Origin of the sequence: Micromonospora sp. DT63, assembly GCF_049841615.1 — a bacterium.
Taxonomy (GTDB): Bacteria; Actinomycetota; Actinomycetes; order Mycobacteriales; family Micromonosporaceae; genus Micromonospora.
Map to the genome: position 1 here is coordinate 568536 of NZ_JBNCKQ010000001.1, position 17852 is coordinate 586387.

General features: G+C 73.3%; 20 protein-coding genes. 3 read left to right on the top strand and 17 right to left on the bottom strand.

Annotated elements, in window-relative coordinates; genetic code table 11:
* Positions 1-6: 6 nt before the first annotated feature.
* From ACLQ27_RS02735 to ACLQ27_RS02755, 5 genes are all read right to left on the bottom strand, one after another.
* Entirely contained in the window at positions 7-1623 is a 1617-nt protein-coding gene (locus tag ACLQ27_RS02735; RefSeq protein WP_425865483.1) for a class I adenylate-forming enzyme family protein, read from the bottom strand.
* Entirely contained in the window at positions 1620-2114 is a 495-nt protein-coding gene (locus tag ACLQ27_RS02740) for a beta-ketoacyl synthase chain length factor (RefSeq protein WP_425865484.1), read from the bottom strand. The genes ACLQ27_RS02735 and ACLQ27_RS02740 overlap by 4 nt, the downstream gene beginning before the upstream one ends.
* A 98-nt stretch (positions 2115-2212) precedes the next feature.
* Positions 2213-3325 carry a beta-ketoacyl-[acyl-carrier-protein] synthase family protein gene (locus tag ACLQ27_RS02745; RefSeq protein ID WP_425865485.1) on the bottom strand — a complete coding sequence of 371 codons (1113 nt, stop codon included), beginning with the start codon at positions 3323-3325 and terminating at the stop codon, positions 2213-2215.
* Positions 3318-3563 carry an acyl carrier protein gene (locus tag ACLQ27_RS02750; RefSeq protein WP_357496960.1) on the bottom strand — a complete coding sequence of 82 codons (246 nt, stop codon included), beginning with the start codon at positions 3561-3563 and terminating at the stop codon, positions 3318-3320. The genes ACLQ27_RS02745 and ACLQ27_RS02750 overlap by 8 nt, the downstream gene beginning before the upstream one ends.
* Complete coding sequence (locus ACLQ27_RS02755; RefSeq protein ID WP_354862635.1) at positions 3563-3829, bottom strand: acyl carrier protein; 267 nt, start codon at positions 3827-3829, stop codon at positions 3563-3565. Before ACLQ27_RS02755 ends, ACLQ27_RS02750 begins: the two co-directional genes overlap by 1 nt.
* A gap of 15 nt (positions 3830-3844) precedes the next feature.
* Here ACLQ27_RS02755 and ACLQ27_RS02760 point away from each other — a divergent pair, with 15 nt between their 5' ends.
* The gene (locus tag ACLQ27_RS02760) at positions 3845-4708 is read left to right on the top strand and encodes a 4'-phosphopantetheinyl transferase family protein (protein ID WP_425865486.1); all 864 of its coding nucleotides are present in this window, start codon (positions 3845-3847) and stop codon (positions 4706-4708) included.
* Here ACLQ27_RS02760 and ACLQ27_RS02765 read toward each other — a convergent pair.
* Together ACLQ27_RS02765 and ACLQ27_RS02770 are read right to left on the bottom strand one after the other, a co-directional pair.
* Positions 4603-5997 (bottom strand): class I adenylate-forming enzyme family protein, encoded by a 1395-nt coding sequence (locus ACLQ27_RS02765; RefSeq protein ID WP_357496964.1) that lies wholly within the window; start codon positions 5995-5997, stop codon positions 4603-4605. The two genes, ACLQ27_RS02760 and ACLQ27_RS02765, sit on opposite strands and share 106 nt — an antisense overlap.
* Before the next feature lie 353 nt (positions 5998-6350).
* On the bottom strand, positions 6351-6848 hold the full coding sequence (locus ACLQ27_RS02770; protein WP_357496966.1) for a GNAT family N-acetyltransferase: 498 nt from the start codon (positions 6846-6848) through the stop codon (positions 6351-6353).
* Positions 6849-6910: 62 nt separating this feature from the next.
* Between ACLQ27_RS02770 and ACLQ27_RS02775 the strand changes: the two genes are divergently transcribed.
* Positions 6911-7513, top strand: a complete 603-nt coding sequence (locus tag ACLQ27_RS02775) for a TetR/AcrR family transcriptional regulator (protein ID WP_234587085.1) — start codon at positions 6911-6913, stop codon at positions 7511-7513.
* A 32-nt stretch (positions 7514-7545) separates the two neighbouring features.
* Here the strand turns inward: ACLQ27_RS02775 and ACLQ27_RS02780 are convergent, their stop codons facing one another.
* Positions 7546-8373, bottom strand: a complete 828-nt coding sequence (locus ACLQ27_RS02780) for a M55 family metallopeptidase (protein ID WP_357496968.1) — start codon at positions 8371-8373, stop codon at positions 7546-7548.
* 164 nt (positions 8374-8537) lie between these two features.
* Between ACLQ27_RS02780 and ACLQ27_RS02785 the strand changes: the two genes are divergently transcribed.
* Positions 8538-9188, top strand: a complete 651-nt coding sequence (locus ACLQ27_RS02785; RefSeq protein WP_357496970.1) for a class I SAM-dependent methyltransferase — start codon at positions 8538-8540, stop codon at positions 9186-9188.
* Positions 9189-9210: 22 nt separating this feature from the next.
* On the opposite strand, the gene ACLQ27_RS02790 is transcribed toward ACLQ27_RS02785, so the two are convergent.
* The 9 genes from ACLQ27_RS02790 to ACLQ27_RS02830 are packed head-to-tail and all read right to left on the bottom strand — an operon-like array spanning position 9211 to position 17509.
* Positions 9211-9549 carry an antibiotic biosynthesis monooxygenase family protein gene (locus ACLQ27_RS02790; protein WP_357496972.1) on the bottom strand — a complete coding sequence of 113 codons (339 nt, stop codon included), beginning with the start codon at positions 9547-9549 and terminating at the stop codon, positions 9211-9213.
* Positions 9546-10796 (bottom strand): beta-ketoacyl synthase N-terminal-like domain-containing protein, encoded by a 1251-nt coding sequence (locus ACLQ27_RS02795; protein WP_357496974.1) that lies wholly within the window; start codon positions 10794-10796, stop codon positions 9546-9548. The genes ACLQ27_RS02790 and ACLQ27_RS02795 overlap by 4 nt, the downstream gene beginning before the upstream one ends.
* On the bottom strand, positions 10793-12064 hold the full coding sequence (locus tag ACLQ27_RS02800) for a beta-ketoacyl-[acyl-carrier-protein] synthase family protein (RefSeq protein WP_425865489.1): 1272 nt from the start codon (positions 12062-12064) through the stop codon (positions 10793-10795). Before ACLQ27_RS02800 ends, ACLQ27_RS02795 begins: the two co-directional genes overlap by 4 nt.
* 55 nt (positions 12065-12119) lie before the next feature.
* Positions 12120-12524, bottom strand: a complete 405-nt coding sequence (locus ACLQ27_RS02805) for a cupin domain-containing protein (RefSeq protein WP_357573841.1) — start codon at positions 12522-12524, stop codon at positions 12120-12122.
* Complete coding sequence (locus ACLQ27_RS02810) at positions 12517-13293, bottom strand: SRPBCC family protein (protein ID WP_425865490.1); 777 nt, start codon at positions 13291-13293, stop codon at positions 12517-12519. Before ACLQ27_RS02810 ends, ACLQ27_RS02805 begins: the two co-directional genes overlap by 8 nt.
* Positions 13290-14732, bottom strand: a complete 1443-nt coding sequence (locus ACLQ27_RS02815) for an acetyl-CoA carboxylase biotin carboxylase subunit (protein ID WP_357496982.1) — start codon at positions 14730-14732, stop codon at positions 13290-13292. The genes ACLQ27_RS02810 and ACLQ27_RS02815 overlap by 4 nt, the downstream gene beginning before the upstream one ends.
* A gap of 19 nt (positions 14733-14751) precedes the next feature.
* Entirely contained in the window at positions 14752-15423 is a 672-nt protein-coding gene (locus tag ACLQ27_RS02820) for an acetyl-CoA carboxylase biotin carboxyl carrier protein (RefSeq protein ID WP_425865491.1), read from the bottom strand.
* A complete protein-coding gene (locus tag ACLQ27_RS02825) occupies positions 15420-17174 on the bottom strand; it encodes an acetyl-CoA carboxylase carboxyltransferase subunit alpha (RefSeq protein ID WP_357573843.1) in 1755 nt (584 codons plus the stop codon). The genes ACLQ27_RS02820 and ACLQ27_RS02825 overlap by 4 nt, the downstream gene beginning before the upstream one ends.
* Positions 17171-17509: a TcmI family type II polyketide cyclase gene (locus ACLQ27_RS02830; RefSeq protein ID WP_234587057.1), complete on the bottom strand. Its 339-nt coding sequence runs from the start codon at positions 17507-17509 to the stop codon at positions 17171-17173. Before ACLQ27_RS02830 ends, ACLQ27_RS02825 begins: the two co-directional genes overlap by 4 nt.
* Between the last annotated feature and the right edge of the window lie 343 nt (positions 17510-17852).

The following is a 17852-nucleotide window of genomic DNA, read 5'->3' on the forward strand; positions in this document are numbered from 1 at the left end:
GCCCGCTCACGACGACGCCTCGGTCAGGTAGCGCTCGCGCAGGGCCACCTTGCGGACCTTGCCGGTGACGGTGACCGGGATGTCGTCCGAGCGCACCGGCACCACCCGGCGCAGCGTGGCGCCGACGTCCGCGCCGAGCGCCGCGCGGACCCGTTCGGTGCGGTCCTGCGCCTCGTCGGCGCCGGCCGCCAACTCCAGCAGCACGTCGGTGACCACACCCTCGGCCCCGGCGACGATCACCACGGTGCAGTCGGTGACGTCCGGGCAGCTGGCGAGGATCTTCTCCTCGGACAGGGCGGTGAAGAACCGCCGGCCGTCTCCGGCGTCGACCGAGTCGACAGCCCGGTCCAGGTGGTAGTAGCGGCCGTCGGCGTCGGCCCGGACCAGGTCGCCGGTGAGGTACCAGCCGCGCTGGCGGAACCGGTGGGTGGTGACCGAGTCGTTCCAGTAGCCCCGGAACAGTGACGGCGAGTCCACGCCCAGGAAACCCACCTCGCCGACCGGCACCGGTTCGCCGTCGGCGTCGAGCGCCGCGACCCGGGCGAACTCGTAGGGCCGGCCGATGCAGCGGCCGTACCTGTCGGTGTCGGCGCGGTGGGTGATGTGGAACATGGAGTGCCCCATCTCGCTGGAGCCCAGCCCGTCGATGAAGACCGAGCCGGGCACCCGGGCCACGCCGTCGCGGGTGACGGTGTCCCGCCAGCCGGTCGCGACCAGCCGGCGGATGTGCGGCTCGTGCGAGCAGTCGCCGGTGTTGAACCACAGCCGCACCGAGTCCAGGTCGTAGCCGGACAGGTCGAAGCGGGCCAGCTCGGCCCAGGTGACCGAGAAACCGAACACCCCGTCGGGGCGCCAGCGTTGGATGGCGTCGAGCACCCGCTCGCCGCCCTGCTCGGACAGCAGGAACATCTCCGCGCGGTTGCCCAGCGCCTGGTTGACCATCAGCACGGTGGCGGTGTGCGGTGCGGGCAGCGCGTTGAGGATCCGGCGGGTGCCCTGCGCCTGCGGCATGGTGAGCAGGTGCCGGGTGGCGGCGAAGAGGCTCGCGTGCGAGTGCAGCACCGCCTTGGGCACCCCGGTCGTCCCGGAGGTGTGGGTGATCACGATCGGGTCGTCGCTGTGGTGCCGGTAGTGCGCCGGTGCGGCGGCCGGGTCGCCCGTGCCGGCCCGCGCGGGCGTGCCGAGCAGCGGTACGCCCAGGTCGTGCCCGGCCAGCAGCGCGGTGTGCGCGTCGTCGGCGAGCACACCGACGCCGCGCAGGCGGCGGATGTACTCGGCGGCGATCTCGGGACGGAGCTTGCCGTTCATCAGCGCCGGAATCGCACCGAGCCGGGCCAGCGCCAGGAAGCTCAGCACCATGTCGGCGGCAGCGGTGGCCCAGACGGCGACCGGGTCGCGGGGACGCACCCCGCGCTCGTGCAGCCAGGCGGCGCGGGCGGCGACCCGCTCGTCGAGCTGGCCCAGCGTGAGCGGCGCCTCGGCCGGGTGCCCGTCGACGGCGGTGTCGAAGGTCAGGCCGGGCCCGTCCGGGTCGGCGCCGTGCGCCAGCACCCGGGCCAGCATGTTGCCCGCGCCCAGCTCGGTGTCGGCGGCCAGTGCGCCGCGCAGTCCCCGTGTCCTCATGGTCGTGCTCCTTCACCCAGCAGCACCGCGACCGCCTCGGTGGACGTGTCGAGCGCCTGTTCGATCAGGACCAGCAACACCTCGTCGGCGTCGCCGTCGTCGCGCAGCAGGGTCGCCTCGGCGGTGCCGTCGGCGTACGGGTCACCGGTCGGGCTGAGGCAGACCACCGGGCCGCGCAGCCCCCAGCGGGCCGCGATGTGCCCGGCGACGCTGTTGGGCACGGACTGGTAGAAGAACAGCGGGCCGACCCGCCCGCCGGCCTCGACAGTGGCCCGCACGTGCTCGGCGCTGGCCCGGTCGCCGCTGGCGGTGACCAGCACGATCGCCGTCCGCGTGGCGGCCGGCACCGGTCCCGTGCCGTACCGTCGCCGCAGACACCGCTCGGCGACGGCCACCACGACCGGTGCGAACCCGGAGAACACGAACCCCGGCACGCCCGGCACGTCCCCGTCGCCGGCCTCGGGCCAGCAGGCCCGCGCCAGCTCCCGCATCCCCGCCTGGCGCGCTCGTGCGGTTTCGGTGGTCGTTTCGCGGGCGTCAGCGGATTCGTCGGGACAGAAGGTGCCGGACCGCGGGGAGGTCGGGGTGGTCACGGGGCGCCGACCAGAAGTGCCGTGTTGGCGCCACCGAAGGCGGCGTTGAGGGTCAGGGCGTGCGTCGCCGTCGTCCTCCGGGGACGATCCGTGATGACATCCAGCGGGCACGCCTCGTCCGGCCCTCGCCAGCCGGCGTTGACCGGCAGTTCACCGTGGCGTAGCGCCAGCGCGGTGACCACCAGTTCGAGCAGCCCGGACGCCTCCAACGCGTGCCCGTGCAGGGCCTTGGTGGAGCTGACCGGCACCTGAGCGGCGTACCCGTCGAGGGCCTGACGCAGCGCCGCCGCCTCCGCGGCGTCGCTCTGCGCGGTGCCGGTGGCGTTGGCGTTGACGTAGCCGACGGCCTGCGGTGACAGCCCGGCCCGACGCAGCGCGGCGCGGACCGCGTGCGCCAGCCCGGTGCCGGACGGGTCCGGCTGGCAGGGGTGGAACGCGTCCCCGGCCCGCCCCCAACCGACCACTGTGGCCACCGGTCCACCGTCCCGTCGACGGGCCGCCGCGCGGGACTCGAGCACCACCGCGGCCACCCCGTCGCCGAGCAGCAACCCCCGTCGGCCGGCGCTGAACGGGCGTACCGCACCGTCGTCGGCGAGAGCCCTGCCGGCGTCGAAGAGCGCGAACTGGTCCGGTTCGACGAGGTAGCCGGCGGCCACCACCGCCCGGTCCAGGTCGCCCCGGGCGATCAGGGCGGCGGCGTCGGCCACCGCCGTGCTCGCCGACACGCAGGCGCTGGTGTAGACGCGGGTCGGCCCGGACACTCCGGTGCGCAGCGCGAGCTGGCCGGCGAGCGCGGCCGGGGCGGGCCCCGCGCCCGGCGCCGGACCCCCGTGCACGGCGAGCAGCAACGCGCACCCCGCCCGCCGTACGTCGGTCAGGACGGCCGCCGCGCAGGCCGCGTCGATCGCGTCGGCCAGTTCGTCGGCGAGGGTGCCGACGTCGGGCAGGGTGGCGGCCACGGCGACCCGGCGGCCTGTGGTGTCGAAGCGGCGTACCGGGCCGAACGCCGGCGCACCGGCCAGGACGCCGGCGAGCTGCGCGTCGGCGCCGCGACCGAGGGCGCTGACCGCGTACACACCGGTGAGCTGGGCGACGGGTGGCTCAGCCATCTGCGGTAGCGGTCAGCGACGCCCGGAAGACCGCCAGGGCGTCGTCGACGGTACGGATGCCGGCCAGGTCGTCGTCGGTGAGGTCGAGCCGACGCTCGTAGCGCTGCTCGATGAGGTGCACGAGCCAGGCGAGTTCCATCGAGCCGATCCGGTCGGGGACCTCGGCGGCGGGTTTCGCGGTGAGTTCGGCGAGCATGGTCAGCAGGTCAGCTCGCCCCAGGTCGGGCTGACCGGGCATCAGGCGTTGTCGCTCGTCGCCTCGGCGACACGGTCGGCGACCATCGTGGTGAACTCGCCTACCGTCATGAGGGCCAACTTCTCCGACTCGTCGTCGGCGAACGTCACGCCGTAGCGGTCCTCGACGCGGACGGACAGGTCGGCCAGTGCCAGCGATTCCAGGTCGACGCCGGACGGGCCGAGCGTGGTGTCGTCGTCGAGCCCCTCGACGTCGTAGTTCATGTCGGCGAGCTGCTCGACGACGAAGGCGCGGACCTCGGCTCTCATGGATACCCTCTCTGCGTGGACCAACTGACGGTGTCCGATCGGGACACCGCGTACGTGTGGGTCGGTCGGGACACCGGCGGTCGGCCGGGTCCCGCCGTGCGGTTGCTGCGGCAGGCGGGCGCGGCGTTGCTCGGCCGCGCCGAGGCGGAGGTGGTGCTGGCACACGGCCCCGCCGGCAACCCGGTCGTACGCGTCGCCGCGCCGGTGGACTCCGGGCCCGTCGAGCTGCCGGTCAGCCTCAGCCGCGCCGGTCGGGTCGTGGTGGTCGCCGCCCGTGCGGCCGGCCCGGTCGGCGTGGACGTGGAGCAGGTCCGTGCGCTGCCCGCGCTCGCGCTGGCCCGTCGCTGGTTCCCGCCGGCCGAGCTGGCCTGGCTGGCCGATCGACCCGAGGCCGGCCGGGCGGCCGAGTTCCTGCGGCTGTGGACCGCCAAGGAGGCGGTCGGCAAGGCGCTCGGTGTCGGGCTGCGCGGCGGCGGACTGCTCCGGGAGATGCCTCCGCCCGGCCTGCCGCTGCGTCAGGTGCCCGGCGGCGAGCCCGTGCGGGTCGGTCATCCGGAGCTGGCCGGCGGTCTCGTGCTGGCCGTCGCGGTACGCGCCGAGGCGGGCGTCGAGGTCGCCGTCGAGGTGGTGCAGCGGGCCGGTCCCGGTGTCGACGTCGACGTGGCGCAGGGGCCCGGTCCCGACGTCGAGGCCGACGTGGCGCAGTGGCCCGGTCCCGGTGTCGACGTGGCGCAGCGGCCCGGTCCCGGTGTCGAGGCGGTGCAGGGGGCCGGTCACGGTGTCGCCGCCGACCGCAGCGCGCCGGTCGAGCGGACCAGCTTGCCGGTGGTGGTGCGGGGCAACGCGTCGAGCAGGCGCAGCACCCGGGGTCGCTTGTAGCCGGCCAACCGCTCGGCGAGGAGCTTGTCCAGCATCTCCTCCGACAGCGGGCCGTCGGGCTGGACGTACGCGGTGATGCCGTCGTCCCACACCACCACGGCGGCGGCCACGCCGGGCAGCTCGGCGACGGTGGCCTCCACCTCGGTGAGGTCGACCTTCATCCCGCCCACCGAGACCTGCGAGTCGAGCCGGCCGCGCACGGTGACCAGCCCGGAGTCGGCGTCGACGGTGCCGGCGTCGCGGGTGTGCAGCCAGCCGTCGGCCCAGCGGGTCGGGTCGCTGAGCCCGACGTACGGCGACGCCGGGCAGGACACCCACAGCTCGCCCTCGGACTCGCGGACCTCGATGCCGGGCGCCGGGGCGATCGACGGCCGGTGTGCTCCGTGCAGGTCGGTGCCGATCACCCCGACCTCGGTCATCCCGTACATGTTGCCCAGCGGCACCCCGTACCGGTCGGTGAACGCCTGTGCGACAGCGGCCGGCACCAGTTCGCCACCGGTGGTCATCCGCCGCAGCTGTGGCAGGGGGCCGGACGGCCGGGTGGAGGCGAGCAGACCGATGTGGAACGGCACACCCAGCACGGTGGCCGGTGTCGGGTCGGCGGCGATCGCGGCCAGCACGGCGTCGCCGCTGAGTCGCTGCGGTGGCACCAGTTCGACTCCGGCGTGCAGGCCGTAGAGCAGTCCGCCGACGAGCCCGAGCACGTGCACCATGGAGGGCAGCAGGATGATGCGTTCGCCGGGCAGCGGTACGCCGTCGATGCGGGTGTAGCGGCCCACCTCGGCGACCAGGTCGGCTGCGGTACGGCCGATCACCTTGGACGGGCCGGTGGAGCCGGAGCTGAGCTGGATCACGGCGTGCCCGCTGACCGCCGGACGGTCGGCGTGGCGGGTGACGCTCTCGGTGACGTCGACGAAGACCTTCAGCGCGCCGCCGGCGGTGCGCAGCGGCGCGATCACCACCTGCGGGGTGAGTCGGGTCAGCGCCCGATCCACCTCGTGGTCGGTCAGCCGGTGGTCGAGCAGGATCGCCTGTGCGCCAGCGCGCCAGGTGGCCAGCAGGTTCACCACGTACGCCAGTGACGGTGGAAGTCGTAGCGCGGCCGCGCCACCGGGGCGCAGGCCGGCAGCGATCAGGCGGTCCTGCGCGGCGGTCACCAGCCGGTGCAGGGTGACCCGGTCGATCGGTTCCGGCAGGCGGAGACAAACGTCGGTCGGATGGCCGGAGAACAGGATGTCGTCCACCCATCCAGGGTCTTCAGCCGTAAGGTTTCCTGTCGATTGATCCATCGCCCTCGCCGTTCAACCCGCAGCACAAAGTAGGGCATAGCAACCGTTTGTGAACAACTTTCTAGGTGCTGACGGAACCCTACGACAGCCGCGCGGAGCATCGCTAGATGCAAATGGCTAGATCAAACAGAGCGCCCGGACCGATTGCCACATACCGGTGCCCACCGTCACGCGGGCCGCCATCCCGGCCTACCGCGCATGATCGACTCGGGTTCCGTGAAGGCGGGGTGTCCGGGCAAGCGGGACACCCCGGCTTCCGGGAACCCGAGTCGATCATGCGCCTCGCGCCGGTACGGCAGCCGCCGTTGGGGATCCACGTCAGGGCCGGTGGACGCAGGGCGGCCACCGCGTGATCAGAGCCGCGCTGTGGGCTGCGGCCGGGGTGCTCCGTCGGGTAGGACGCGTTCGTAGCAGACCGAGTCGTCGGAGCCCACGTACGCGCCGAACAGCGGGATCTCGCGGTAGCCCTCGCGCTCGTAGAAACGGATCGCGTCCGGTTGGGCGGTCCCGGTCTCCAGCCGGACGGTCGTCCAACCACGCTCCCGTGCGGCCTCCTCCAGCCTGCGGAGCAGGTCGGTCGCCACCCCCGAGCCGCGGCTCTCCGGTACCACGTACATCCGCTTCACCTCGACCGTGACCGGGTCGAGGCGGCGCAGCGCGGCGCAGCCGAGTGGTTGGCCGGTGGCGTCGTCGACCGCTACCAGGAACAGGTCGATGTTCTCGGCCGTCGGCGGCGTGCCGGGCTCATGCTCGTCGGTACCGTAGCGGAGGTCGAGTTCGGCTTTCTGCGCCACACGCAACGCCTCGCCCACCGGGTCGGTCCACGGCCGCTGCGTGATGATCCAGGCCATGCCGCTCCTCACCGAGACTCGGTAACAAGCGTTACGGTAACATTCGTTACGACGATGGAGGGGTGAGAGCCGTGTCACCGCCGCCCGCAGACCGAGCGGCCCAGGGCGAGGCGCTGTCGCGCGCGGTCTGGGACGTGCTCGCGCAGCAGGGCCTGGAAAAGCTGACTGTGCGCGCGGTCGCCGCGGCGGCCGGCTGCACGACGGGCCTGGTCATGCACCGCTTCCCGAACCGTCGAGCGCTGCTGCTGCACGCCCGGCAACTGCTGCACGACACCACCCGGCAACGGGTCGAGGCACTCGAGGCCGCGGCCACCTCGCCGCGGGAAGCATTGCGCGCGGTGCTCCGCCAGTGCATGGCGACTGATCCGGAGACGATCACCTGGAGCGTCGTCTGGGTGGGCTTCCTGGCCGCGGCAGTGGCGGACGCCGAACTGACCGACATGCACCGCCGCAACAACCGAGCCTGGCGGCAACGGGTCGAACGACTGGTCGCCGCGGCCGCCCCGGACTGGCCGGTCGACCAGGTCGGCGCGGTCGCCCTGGGGCTGATCGCGATGACCGAGGGCGTCGCGGCTCTCGCCGCCGCGGATCCCGCTGCGTACCCGGCGGATCAGCAGGAACGCATGCTCGACGCCGCCCTGTCGGCCTACGGCCTGAGCTGCTGAGGGGCAGCAGGAACCGGACGGTGGCTGGCGTACTAGTCCGGTCTGATGCTGGCGAGCTGGACGAGCAGTTGAATGAGCCGGTAGACCTCGGCGACGTCAGCGGCGTGGAAGGCGACAGTCCGGCCGCCGCGGACGCGGGTCACACCCGGCACCAGCACCGCGAGGTCGACCATGTACGGGCCGTACAGGTCGACCTCGACGTCCAACGGCCCGGCCATCGTCCACGGGGGAATCGAGGCGCGTCGGGAGATGGCGCCGGCGGCAGCGCGGCGCAGCCGCTCGCGTGCCTCCTGCGGATGGAGGGCCACTGCGGCGGCCTGGCCCAGGGTCTGCTTGACGGCGACGGTGACCGCCGAGGGCACCAGCTCACCGAATTCCGCGCAGGCGGTGTCGTCTCCGCTGAGCAGGACGACCGGAGCGTCCAGGTGCCCAGCCATGGCGGTGTTGAGACCGATCTCGCCCAGCGTCCGCCCCGCCACGCGTACGTCGAGGATCGCGTCGCTCATCGTGTGCGCCAGTACGGCAGGCCCGGCGCCGGCCCGAGCGTGATACCCGATCAACATGACGGCATCCGTGTGCTCGTCCAGCCCCGCCAGCATGCCCAGCGGGCGGGGTTTGCCGCGCACGAGATGAGCACGTCGATCGAGGTCCTCCGGCAGAAGGTTCCGAAACGGTCCGTGCGCGTCGGCGACCCACACCACGGCGTCGGGTGCGGCATCGAGAACGCCGCCGATCACCGCGTTCGCTTCGGCCGTCATCAGGGCACGGCCGCGCTCGTAGTCGTACCGATCCGGATTCGTCTCGGTGGGATGCACGATCCCCGAGATGCCTTCCATGTCAACAGAGATCAGGACCTTCATGACCCCAGGACCCTACGCACCTCCAGCACCTGCGGCGACCCGGACGTACCGGCGCGGACGTGTCCTCTCCAAGGGTTGTCGCCGCGACGTTCGCCGATCGAACCGGTGTTGTGCAGAGGGTGATATGCGAGCGTGCCCCGATGCCGTGGGTACACTCGCCGCGCATGAACGGTTCGGCAAATCAGATCGCGTACTGGGACAGCGTCGGCGCGACCAAGACGTTCACTCATCCGGTCAATCTCACGTGGCTGTCAGGGCTACGGCCGTCCGCGCGGATCTTGGACTTTGGCTGCGGCTACGGCCGGGTCATGGGCGAGTTGGCCGAACACGGCTTCCGCGACGTGTCCGGCGTGGACCCGTCCCCCGCCCTGATCGAGCGGGGCCGTCAGGTGTGGCCCGATCTGCGGTTCGCCGTCCTGGAGTCGTCGCCGGCGCTCGCGTACCCCGCGGCGAGCTTCGATGCCGTCGTGCTGTTCGCGGTACTCACCTGCGTCCCCGACGATGACGCTCAGCGGGCACTGATCGCCGAGCTGAGCCGTGTCCTGGTGCCCGGCGGACTGCTCTACGTCAGCGATCTGCTCCTTCAGGACGACGACGCGCGAAACCGTCAGCGCTACCGCGCACACGCCCAGCGTTTCGGGGCGCCGTACGGGGTCTTCACCACGGACGACGGTGCCGTGTGCCGGCATCACGAGATAACGCACCTGCGTAGTCTGCTCGCCGACTTCGACCTGGCCGAGGAGGACCGGATCGAGGTCGCCACGATGAACGGCCACCGGTCGCAGGCGGTGCAGGTGTTGGGCCGGCGGCGGTGACGGTCACCGCCGCCGGGCGGTTCTAGCGGACCGTGACCTCATCGCGGGCCCGCTCCGGGGTCTGGGCGTGGATGTGGAACCGCAGTGAACGGGCGTCGGTGAAGCACTCCCGCATCGGGCGTACCAGGTCCCGGTGCTCTTCGGTGCGCTCCCAGTTCTCGAAGTCGGCCAGGCTCGCCCACTCGCTGGTGATCAGCCACTGCTCCGGGTCGGTCGACGAGCGGCAGACCTGGTCGACCAGATGCCCCGGTACGCCGTCCGCGACCAGATGCCGGACCTGCTCGTACGCGGCGAGGAACTCGTCGGTGCGGGGCGTCGGCACCCGGACCAGGAAGACCACTCGGGCCCGCTGCTCGCTCATGGCGTCTCTCCCGTCGTCGGCGCGGCCCCCCGCAGGACCAACGCGCTGTTGAATCCGTCGAAGCCCCGCGCGCAGACCAGCGCGAGCCGACTGCGCGGCCGGCGGTGCTCGCGCAGGAAGTCCAGCTCGCACCCGTCGGCCACCTCGTCCGGGCCGGCGGACGCGGGCAGCGTGTCGTGCGCGAACGCGAGCAGCGCGGTCGCCACGTCCAGCGCCGAGCCGCCCTGGTGTGCCCGCCCGGTCAACGGTTTCTGGGTGGTGACCGGGGGCGGCCGGTCGGCGAACACGGCGCGCAGCGCCTGGGCCTCGCTGCGGTCGTACCGGGGCACACCGAGAGCGTCCGGCAGCACCACGTCGATCCCGGCCGCCGCGACACCCGCCCGGTCCAGGGCCAGCCGCATCGCGCGGGCGTACTGGGTCGGGTCGCCGGCGCTGTCGGCAGTGGTGTGCGCGGCGTCGTGGGTCGAGCCCCAGCCGCTCACCTCGCCGTAGATCCGGGCGCCCCGCGACAGCGCGTGCCCCAGCTCCTCCACCACGAACACCGCGCCGCCCTCGGCCGGCAGGTAGCCGCTGGCCGCCGCGTCGAACGGCCGGTACGCCAGCTCCGGGTCGGCGACGTCGCTGAGCAGCCCGGAGCGCAGTTGGCAGGCCAGCGCGTACGGGCTCAGTGGACACTCGGTCGCCCCGGCGATCACCACGGGCGTGCCCCGGCGTACCGCGCGGGCGGCGTGCGCGAGGCTGTCCAGCCCGCCGGCCGTCTCGGCGACCAGCACCCCGCTCGGCCCCTTGAACTGGTGGTGGATGGAGAGCTGCCCGACGCTTGCGGCGTAGAACCAGGCGATCGACTGGTACGCCCCGACGGTGCGCGACGTGCCGCCCCACAGCCGTTGCAGCTCCCGCTGGCCGAACAGGTTGCCCCCGGACGAGCTGGCCAGGGACACCGCGTAGCCGTACGGGTCGGGTGCCCGCTCGGGCAGGCCGGCGTCGGTCAGCGCCAGCCGGGTGGCGGCGAAGCCGAGGTGCGTCCACCTGTCGGTCTGCACCAGCTGCCGGCTGTCGGCGTAGGAGTCGGCCGTGAAGTCGGGGACCTCGCCGCCGAAGCGGGTCGGGTAGCTGGCCGGGTCGAACAGGGTGATCGGCCCGGTGCGCCGGGTGCCGGCCAGCACGGTGCGCCAGTGCGCGTCCACGCCGACGCCGCTCGGCGCGACCACCCCGATGCCGGTGACGACCGCCCGGGCGGTGCTCACGCCGCCACCGGGGGGAGCCGACGGAACACCATCGCCGACTGGAAGCCGCCGAACCCGCTGCCTACCGACAGGGCCACGTTGACGGGAACCTCCCGCGCCTCGTTGGGTACGTAGTCCAGGTCGCACTCCGGGTCGCGGGTGCTCCAGTTGGCCGTGGGCGGCACGACGCCGAACTCGATCGCGAGGGCGCAGGCGGCCATCTCGATCGACCCGATCGCGCCGAGCGAGTGCCCCACCATCGACTTGATCGAGCTGATCGGCACCCGGTACGCGGCCTGGCCCAACGCCCGCTTGAACGCGGCCGTCTCGTGCCTGTCGTTCTGCCGCGTCCCCGAGCCGTGGGCGCTGATGTAGGAGACCTGCTCCGGGATGATCCGGCCCTGCCGCAACGCGTCGGTGACGGCGAGGCCCATCTCCAGCCCGTCCGGGCGCAGCCCGGTCATGTGGTAGCCGTTGCTGCGGCTCGCGTAGCCGGCGACCTCGCAGTAGACGTGCGCGCCGCGCCGGCGGGCGTGCCCGGCCTCCTCCAGCACCAGCACCGCCGCACCCTCGGCCAGCACGAACCCGTGCCGGTCCGCGTCGAAGGGACGGGAGGCGTGGGCGGGGTCGTCGTTGTCGGGGCTGGTCGCCTTGATCGCGTCGAACGAGGCGACGGTCACCGGCGAGATCGGCGAGTCCGCCGCGCCGGCCAGCACGATGTCCGCCTCGCCGTCCACGATCAGCTGGTGGGCGTAGCCGATGGCGTCGATGCCCGACGTGCAGCCGGTCGAGACCACCTGCGCCGGACCGTGCAGCCCGTGCCGGCAGGCCACGTCGGCGGCCAGGCTGCTGGGCACCAACGCCTGGTACAGGTACGGGCCGCCGAGCGCCGCGTCGACCAGCCAACGCCGACCGTGCTCGCTGACCCGCACGTACTCCTGTTCCAGAGCCATCGTGCCGCCCACTGCGGTGCCGAGCACCACACCGGTGCGGTCCCGCTCGGCGTCGCTGAGCACCAGGCCGGCGTCGGCGATCGCCTCGGTGGAACAGGCGAGCGCGAACTGCACGTACCGGTCGGCGCGGCTCCGTTCGGCGTCGGTGAGCCCCGCGGCGATCGGGTTGAAGTCGCACTCGGCGGCGATCTGGGAGCGGAACGGCGACGGGTCGAAGAAGCTGATCCGCCGGGTGGCCGTACGTCCCTCGGTGATGGTCTTCCAGAAGCGGTCCCGGCTCGCGCCGCCGGGAGCGACCACCCCGATGCCGGTCACCACCGTGCGACGCCCGGTCATCGCGGCACCCCTGTTCGCGACTGCGGGGCTCGCAAACCCGGCCCACTCCGCGCGCTCACGACCCGCCCCGTTGCTCGACCAGCTCGGTGTCGACGTGTCCCAGCTCCGGCCGCGGGGCCAGCGGGCCCAGGTGGAAGACCACCTCGGCCGGCTCGGATCCGGTGTTGCGCAGCCGGTGTCGCACGTTGACCGGCACGAACAGCGCCTCACCCGCGGCGACCTCGGTGGGCTGGTCGTCCAGGTCGACAGTGATCGCGCCACGCGCCACGTACAGGAACTCCTCGCTGTACGGGTGGTAGTGCTCGGCGATCCGCTCCCCCGGCGCGAGGGTGGCCACCCCGAGGAAGCCGGAGGTGCTGCCGACGGTGCGGGGTCCGAGCAGCACCCGCAGTTCGCCGCCGCGCCGCCGGTCGGCAGGTACGTCCGCCGCGGCGATCGGCCGGGTGCCCAGGTCACTCATCGCGGGCCCCCGTCGGCTCGTCGCCGGCAACCGTGCTGTCCTGCGCGGTCGCCGTGCGGCTCTGCTCCTCGCGCTGGCGGGCGATCCGTTCCACCCGGTCCTTGATCACCGCGAGTTGGATGACGCTGTTGGTGTTGATCCGCTCGGTCATCCCGGCGTTGTCGACAGGCGCGGTGGGCTTCATGGCGAAGTCCTGCGTCCAGGTCATCCGGGTGCCGTCGGCCTCCTCGGTGTAGCGCCAGTGGATCCGCATGTACTCGAACGGCCCGGTCTCCACCCGGTGCGCCCGCACCTGCCGGCTGACCGGGTCGGCGGTGCGTTCGCTGACCCAGCTCCACGACACCCCGTTCTCGTCGGGGTACATGGTGAGCCGGAACCGCACGGTGTGCCCGTCGCGGTGCAGGATCTCCACCACTGCGTACTCGGTGAACAGCTCGGTCCAGTTCGCCACGTCGTTGGTGACGTCCCACACCAGCGGAAGCGGCGCGTCGATGACCACGGAGTTCTCGGTGTGCCCGGGCGGGTCGGTGCGCCGGGCGACCAGGTCGGCCACCGCCGGGATGCTCAGCTGCCCGGCCTGCTCGGGGATGCTCACCTGCCACCGGTCGGCGACGACCGCGGAGAGTTCCAGCAGCGCGAGCGAGTCCATGCCCAGTTCCTCAAGTGACGCGGCGGGCGCCCGCGCGGCGGCGTCGGCGTCCAGCCCGCAGTGCGCCACCAGGATGTCGGTGATCTCGGCGGTCATCGGGCGACCATGGGTGACGGTCATCGGGTCCTCCGGTTGGGTACGTCGGGCTCCGCGGCGGGCGCGGCGCGGGGTGTGGGGGTGGCCGTCGACCGCTGCGCGGGCACCGGCGGCGGCGTGGTGAGCAGTCGGTCGACCAGGCCGGTGGTGTAGCGGCCCTTGCGGAACGCGGCGTCGTCGAGCACCCGCCGGACGAACCCGATGGTGGTGTGCACGCCCGGCCCGGCGATGTCGAACTCCTCCAGGGCACGCTCCAGCCGATTGAGCGCCAGCTCCCGGTCGGGCGCCCAGACGATCACCTTGGCCAGCAGCGAGTCGTACCAGGGGCCGACCAGGTAGCCGGCGCTGGCGTGGGTGTCCACGCGGGTGAACGGCCCTCCGGGCGGGGTGAACCGTTCCAGGCGGCCAGGCGTGGGCGCGAAGTCACGCTCGGGGTCCTCGGTGTTGACGCGGCACTCCACGGCGACGCCGTGCAGCCGGATCTCCTCCTGCCGCCACCGCAGCGGCACGCCGGCGGCGATGTGCAGTTGCTCGTGCACCAGGTCGATCCCGGTGACCATCTCGGTGACGGGATGTTCCACCTGGATCCGACAGTTGATCTCCAGGAAGTGGAAGCGTTCCTCGGCGTCCACCAGGAACTCCAGCGTGCCCGCGCCGACGAAGCCGACCTCCAGGGCGCCCCGCAGCGCGGTCTCGGCGATGGTGTCGAGCACGGCGGCGGACAGCGCGGGAGCGGGCGCCTCCTCGACGAGTTTCTGGTGCCGGCGCTGCACCGAGCAGTCGCGGGTGCCCAGGTGCACGCCGTTGCCGTGGGAGTCGCAGAGCACCTGCACCTCGACGTGCCGGGCCTCGGTGAGGTACCGCTCGACGTACACCCGGTCGTCGCCGAAGGCGGCCTGCGCGGCGGCCCGTGTCCGCGCGTACGCCCGGGCGAGCTCGGCCGGGTGGCGCACCACTGTCATCCCCCGGCCCCCGCCACCGGCGGCGGCCTTCACGATGACCGGGTAGCCGACGGCCTCGGCGACCTCGGCCGCCGCGGCGGCGGTCGCCACCGGCGCGACGCTGCCCGCCGGCAGCGGCAGCCCGGCCCGGCTCATGAGGGCCCGGGCCGAGGACTTGTCGGCCAGCGCCGCCATCACCGCCGGCGGCGGGCCGATGAACGTCAGGCCGTTGTCCGCGCAGATCTCGGCGAAGTCGGCGTCCTCGGACAGGAAGCCGTACCCGGGGTGCACGGCCTGCGCGCCCACCTGCCGGGCTGCCTCCATGATCGCTGCGGCGTTGAGGTAGCTGCGCCGGCTCGACGCCGGTCCGATGCGCACGGCCTGGTCGGCGAGGCGTACGGCCGCCGAGTCGGCGTCGGCGGCGGAGTAGACCACCGCCGTGCGCACGCCCAGCTCCCGACACGCCCGCAGCACCCGCAGCGCGATCTCGCCACGGTTGGCGATCAGCACGGTCTCGAACATCGCTCACCCATTCCCGCCGTCAGGCCGGATCCAGCTCGACCAGTGGCTGGTCGTACTCCACCGGCTGGCCGTCCTCGACGAGGATCGCGGCCACCCGCCCGGCCCGGTCGGCGGTCACCTCGTTCATCAGCTTCATCGCCTCGACGATCGCGACCGGCTGGCCGGGGCGGACCAGGTCGCCCACCGCGACGAACGGTCTCGCGCCGGGCTCCGGCGCGCGGTAGAAGGTGCCGACGATCGGTGCCCGGACCGCCGGACGCCCGGGAACCGGCGGCCGGATCAGCGCGGCCGGCGGGCCGGGCACGCCCGCGCCCGCCGAGGGCGGGACGCCGGCCGGTGGCGGTGCCGGGGGTACGTCCGGTCGGGCGGCCGGCTCGTCCGGGTGCCACTGGACCTCCAGCACCGTCGTCCCGCTGCGCAGCCGGATCCGACGCACCGGGCCGGGGAGTTCGGCGAGCAGGTGCCGTGCCTGTCGACGCAGCCCGGCCAGCACCTCCTCGGCGTCCGCGTCGGTCCCCGGTTGCCCGTCCGCCGGCTGACGTCCGGCCGGGAGGACGGCGTCGGCGGGCTCGGGGCCGGTCTGCGCCACGCGCCCGTCGTCCGCGTCGACCCGGCCCTCGTCGGTGCGGGCCCCGGCGTCCGGCCCACCGTTCGAGCTGTCCACCGTGGAGACCGTGGGCGCGGCGGTCATCGGGCACCCGCCCGGGCACCGGCGCGGGTGGCGCCGAACCGGCGGAACCGCTGCCGGCGCAGGCGGACCAGCATGGCGGGCGGCACGTCCAGCAGCGGCAGCAGGTTCGCCAGCAGCGCGGCGCGCAGCCGTCGGGCGGTCTCTGCAGGGTCGTCGTGGGCGGCCGTCGCCGGTTCGGGGACGATCTCGTCGACGACGCCGAGACGACACAGGTCGGGCGCCGTCAGCCGGAGCGCGCGGGCGGCCTGCGGCGCGGCGGAACGGTCCGGCCAGAGGATTGCGGCGCAGCCCTCCGGGCTGATCACCGAGTACACCGCGTGTTGGAGCATCAGCACCCGGTCGGCGACGGCGAGGGCCAGCGCGCCACCGCTGCCGCCCTCACCGGTGATCACCGCGAGGACGGGGGTGGGCAGCACGGTGAGGGTGAGGATGTTCTCCGCGATGGCGGCCGCCTGGCCCTGCTCCTCGGCGCTGATCCCCGGGTCCGCGCCGGGGGTGTCGACGAGGGTGACCACCGGCAGGCCGAGGCGCGCGGCGAGCCGCATGAGTCGCAGCGCCTTGCGGTGCCCGGCGGGGCTGGCCATCCCGAAGTTGCGGGCGACCAGGTCGGCGGTGGTGTGTCCCTTCTGGTGGCCGATGACCATGACGTGCCGGCCGGCGAGCCGGGCGACACCGCCGACGATGGCGGGGCAGTCCCCGCCGAGCCGGTCGCCGTGCAGCTCGACGAACCCGTCGAAGACCGAGTCGAGATAGTCCAGGGTGGTGGGTCGACCCGGGTGGCGGGCCGTGCGCACGGTGTCCCACGCGTCGCGTACCGCAGGTGTCGGGCCGTCGTCGGCCGGCCGGTGGCCGTCGGCCTCCGCCGGCGGGACGGTCGGGGTCGCGCCGGCCAGGCGTTCGTGGTGCCGCGCCGGCTCCTGACGGGGTACGGGTGCCCGCGCCGGACGGCCGGCGCGGGCCGCGGCCAGCAGCGCCGCGAGTCGACCCCGCAGCGACCGGCGCTGCACCACCATGTCCACCTGACCGTGGCGCAGCAGGAAGTCGGCGGTCTGGAACCCCTCGGGCAACGCCCGGCCGGTGACCTGGCGGATCACCCGTGGTCCGGCGAACCCCATCCGGGCGCCGCTCTCGGCGAGCACCAGGTCGGTGTTGGTGGCGAACGACGCCGCCACCCCGCCGTAGGTCGGGTCGGTCAGCACGCTGACGGTGAGCAGACCCGCCTCGCGCAGCGCGGCGATGGCCTGGCTGACCGTGGCCATCTGCATCAGCGACAGGGCGCCCTCCTGCATCCGCGCCCCACCGGACGCGGTGACCAGGATCAGTGGCAGGCGATCGTCAAGCGCTTGCTCGGCGGTTCGGGTGATGAGCTCACCCACCGCGCAGCCGAGGCTGCCGCCGAGGAAGCGGAAGTCCATCACGGCCAGGGCGGCCGGTTGTCCGCCGATGGTGGCGGTGCCGCACAGGACCGCCTCGGCCAGGCCCGTGCTGACCCGCGCGGCGCTGAGCCGGTGCGGGTAGGGCAGCACGTCGACGAAGTCGAGCGGGTCCGCCTCGCTCGGCCGGTCGGGCAGGAGGCGCAGGGAGCCCGGGTCCACGAGCTGGCGCAGTCGTTCCGGGGCGCCGAGCCGGGTGTGTTCACCGCACTCCGGGCAGACGTCCAGGTTGCGGCGCAGCCGCTTACGGTAGAGCAGGCTCGCACAGCCGGCGCAGCGGGACCAGAGTTGCTCCGCGGGCCCGGCGGTGGCGGTCACGAGCGCCCTCCGGCGTCCGGGGCGTCGAAGCGGTAGAAGCAGTGCGCCATCGCGTCACGCGGTGAGCGCCAGGTCGGCAGGTACGGCGAGACGTACGGCCGCAGCCGCTCGCTGACCCGGACGAACTCGGGGTGACCACGGGCGGACTCCACCGCCTCCTGCGCCGGATGCTCGGTGTCGAGCAGGTGCACGTAGAGGTCGTGCAGTCGGTACAGCGCGCGGTGCCGGACGCCGACCAGGCGCGGCAGCTCGGTCGCGTCCGACTCGGCGAAGATGTCCGCGACCTGTTCCTCGGCGGTCGGTACGACCTTCGCGACGATCAGCGATCGCTCCATGGCTGGGCCTCCCCCCACGGCGTCCGGGCCGGCCGGTGAACCTCCGGTCGCGCTGGACGACTGCCGCCACGATGCGGCAGTCGTCGTCACGGCGGCGTCACCGCGACGAACCGACCGTCGACGCTGCACGGTGACGCTGCGTTGACGCAACCTGTGTATGAGCTATGCGTCCCATGCGTGCATCCCGAGCCAAAGGAATGACGTTTTACCAGTTCAGAACCGATCTCACGGTTGCCCCCAGTCGGGGGAAGGCCAACATCGGCGTTGACTCACCGTGACCATTATTGATAATCTTCACGGTGGTCAGCCCGGCGGCTCCGGCGGGCGGTGCCGCGTCTTCACA

What these genes read in the sequence shown, in the direction of transcription:
- ACLQ27_RS02735 (WP_425865483.1), bottom strand. Translation starts at nt 1,623, where the DNA reads ATGAGGACACGGGGACTGCGCGGCGCACTGGCCGCCGACACCGAGCTG.
- ACLQ27_RS02740 (WP_425865484.1), bottom strand. Translation starts at nt 2,114, where the DNA reads ATGCGGGAGCTGGCGCGGGCCTGCTGGCCCGAGGCCGGCGACGGGGAC.
- ACLQ27_RS02745 (WP_425865485.1), bottom strand. Translation starts at nt 3,325, where the DNA reads ATGGCTGAGCCACCCGTCGCCCAGCTCACCGGTGTGTACGCGGTCAGC.
- ACLQ27_RS02750 (WP_357496960.1), bottom strand. Translation starts at nt 3,563, where the DNA reads ATGCCCGGTCAGCCCGACCTGGGGCGAGCTGACCTGCTGACCATGCTC.
- ACLQ27_RS02755 (WP_354862635.1), bottom strand. Translation starts at nt 3,829, where the DNA reads ATGAGAGCCGAGGTCCGCGCCTTCGTCGTCGAGCAGCTCGCCGACATG.
- ACLQ27_RS02765 (WP_357496964.1), bottom strand. Translation starts at nt 5,997, where the DNA reads ATGGATCAATCGACAGGAAACCTTACGGCTGAAGACCCTGGATGGGTG.
- ACLQ27_RS02770 (WP_357496966.1), bottom strand. Translation starts at nt 6,848, where the DNA reads ATGGCCTGGATCATCACGCAGCGGCCGTGGACCGACCCGGTGGGCGAG.
- ACLQ27_RS02780 (WP_357496968.1), bottom strand. Translation starts at nt 8,373, where the DNA reads ATGAAGGTCCTGATCTCTGTTGACATGGAAGGCATCTCGGGGATCGTG.
- ACLQ27_RS02785 (WP_357496970.1), top strand. Translation starts at nt 8,538, where the DNA reads ATGAACGGTTCGGCAAATCAGATCGCGTACTGGGACAGCGTCGGCGCG.
- ACLQ27_RS02790 (WP_357496972.1), bottom strand. Translation starts at nt 9,549, where the DNA reads ATGAGCGAGCAGCGGGCCCGAGTGGTCTTCCTGGTCCGGGTGCCGACG.
- ACLQ27_RS02800 (WP_425865489.1), bottom strand. Translation starts at nt 12,064, where the DNA reads ATGACCGGGCGTCGCACGGTGGTGACCGGCATCGGGGTGGTCGCTCCC.
- ACLQ27_RS02805 (WP_357573841.1), bottom strand. Translation starts at nt 12,524, where the DNA reads ATGAGTGACCTGGGCACCCGGCCGATCGCCGCGGCGGACGTACCTGCC.
- ACLQ27_RS02810 (WP_425865490.1), bottom strand. Translation starts at nt 13,293, where the DNA reads ATGACCGTCACCCATGGTCGCCCGATGACCGCCGAGATCACCGACATC.
- ACLQ27_RS02815 (WP_357496982.1), bottom strand. Translation starts at nt 14,732, where the DNA reads ATGTTCGAGACCGTGCTGATCGCCAACCGTGGCGAGATCGCGCTGCGG.
- ACLQ27_RS02820 (WP_425865491.1), bottom strand. Translation starts at nt 15,423, where the DNA reads ATGACCGCCGCGCCCACGGTCTCCACGGTGGACAGCTCGAACGGTGGG.
- ACLQ27_RS02830 (WP_234587057.1), bottom strand. Translation starts at nt 17,509, where the DNA reads ATGGAGCGATCGCTGATCGTCGCGAAGGTCGTACCGACCGCCGAGGAA.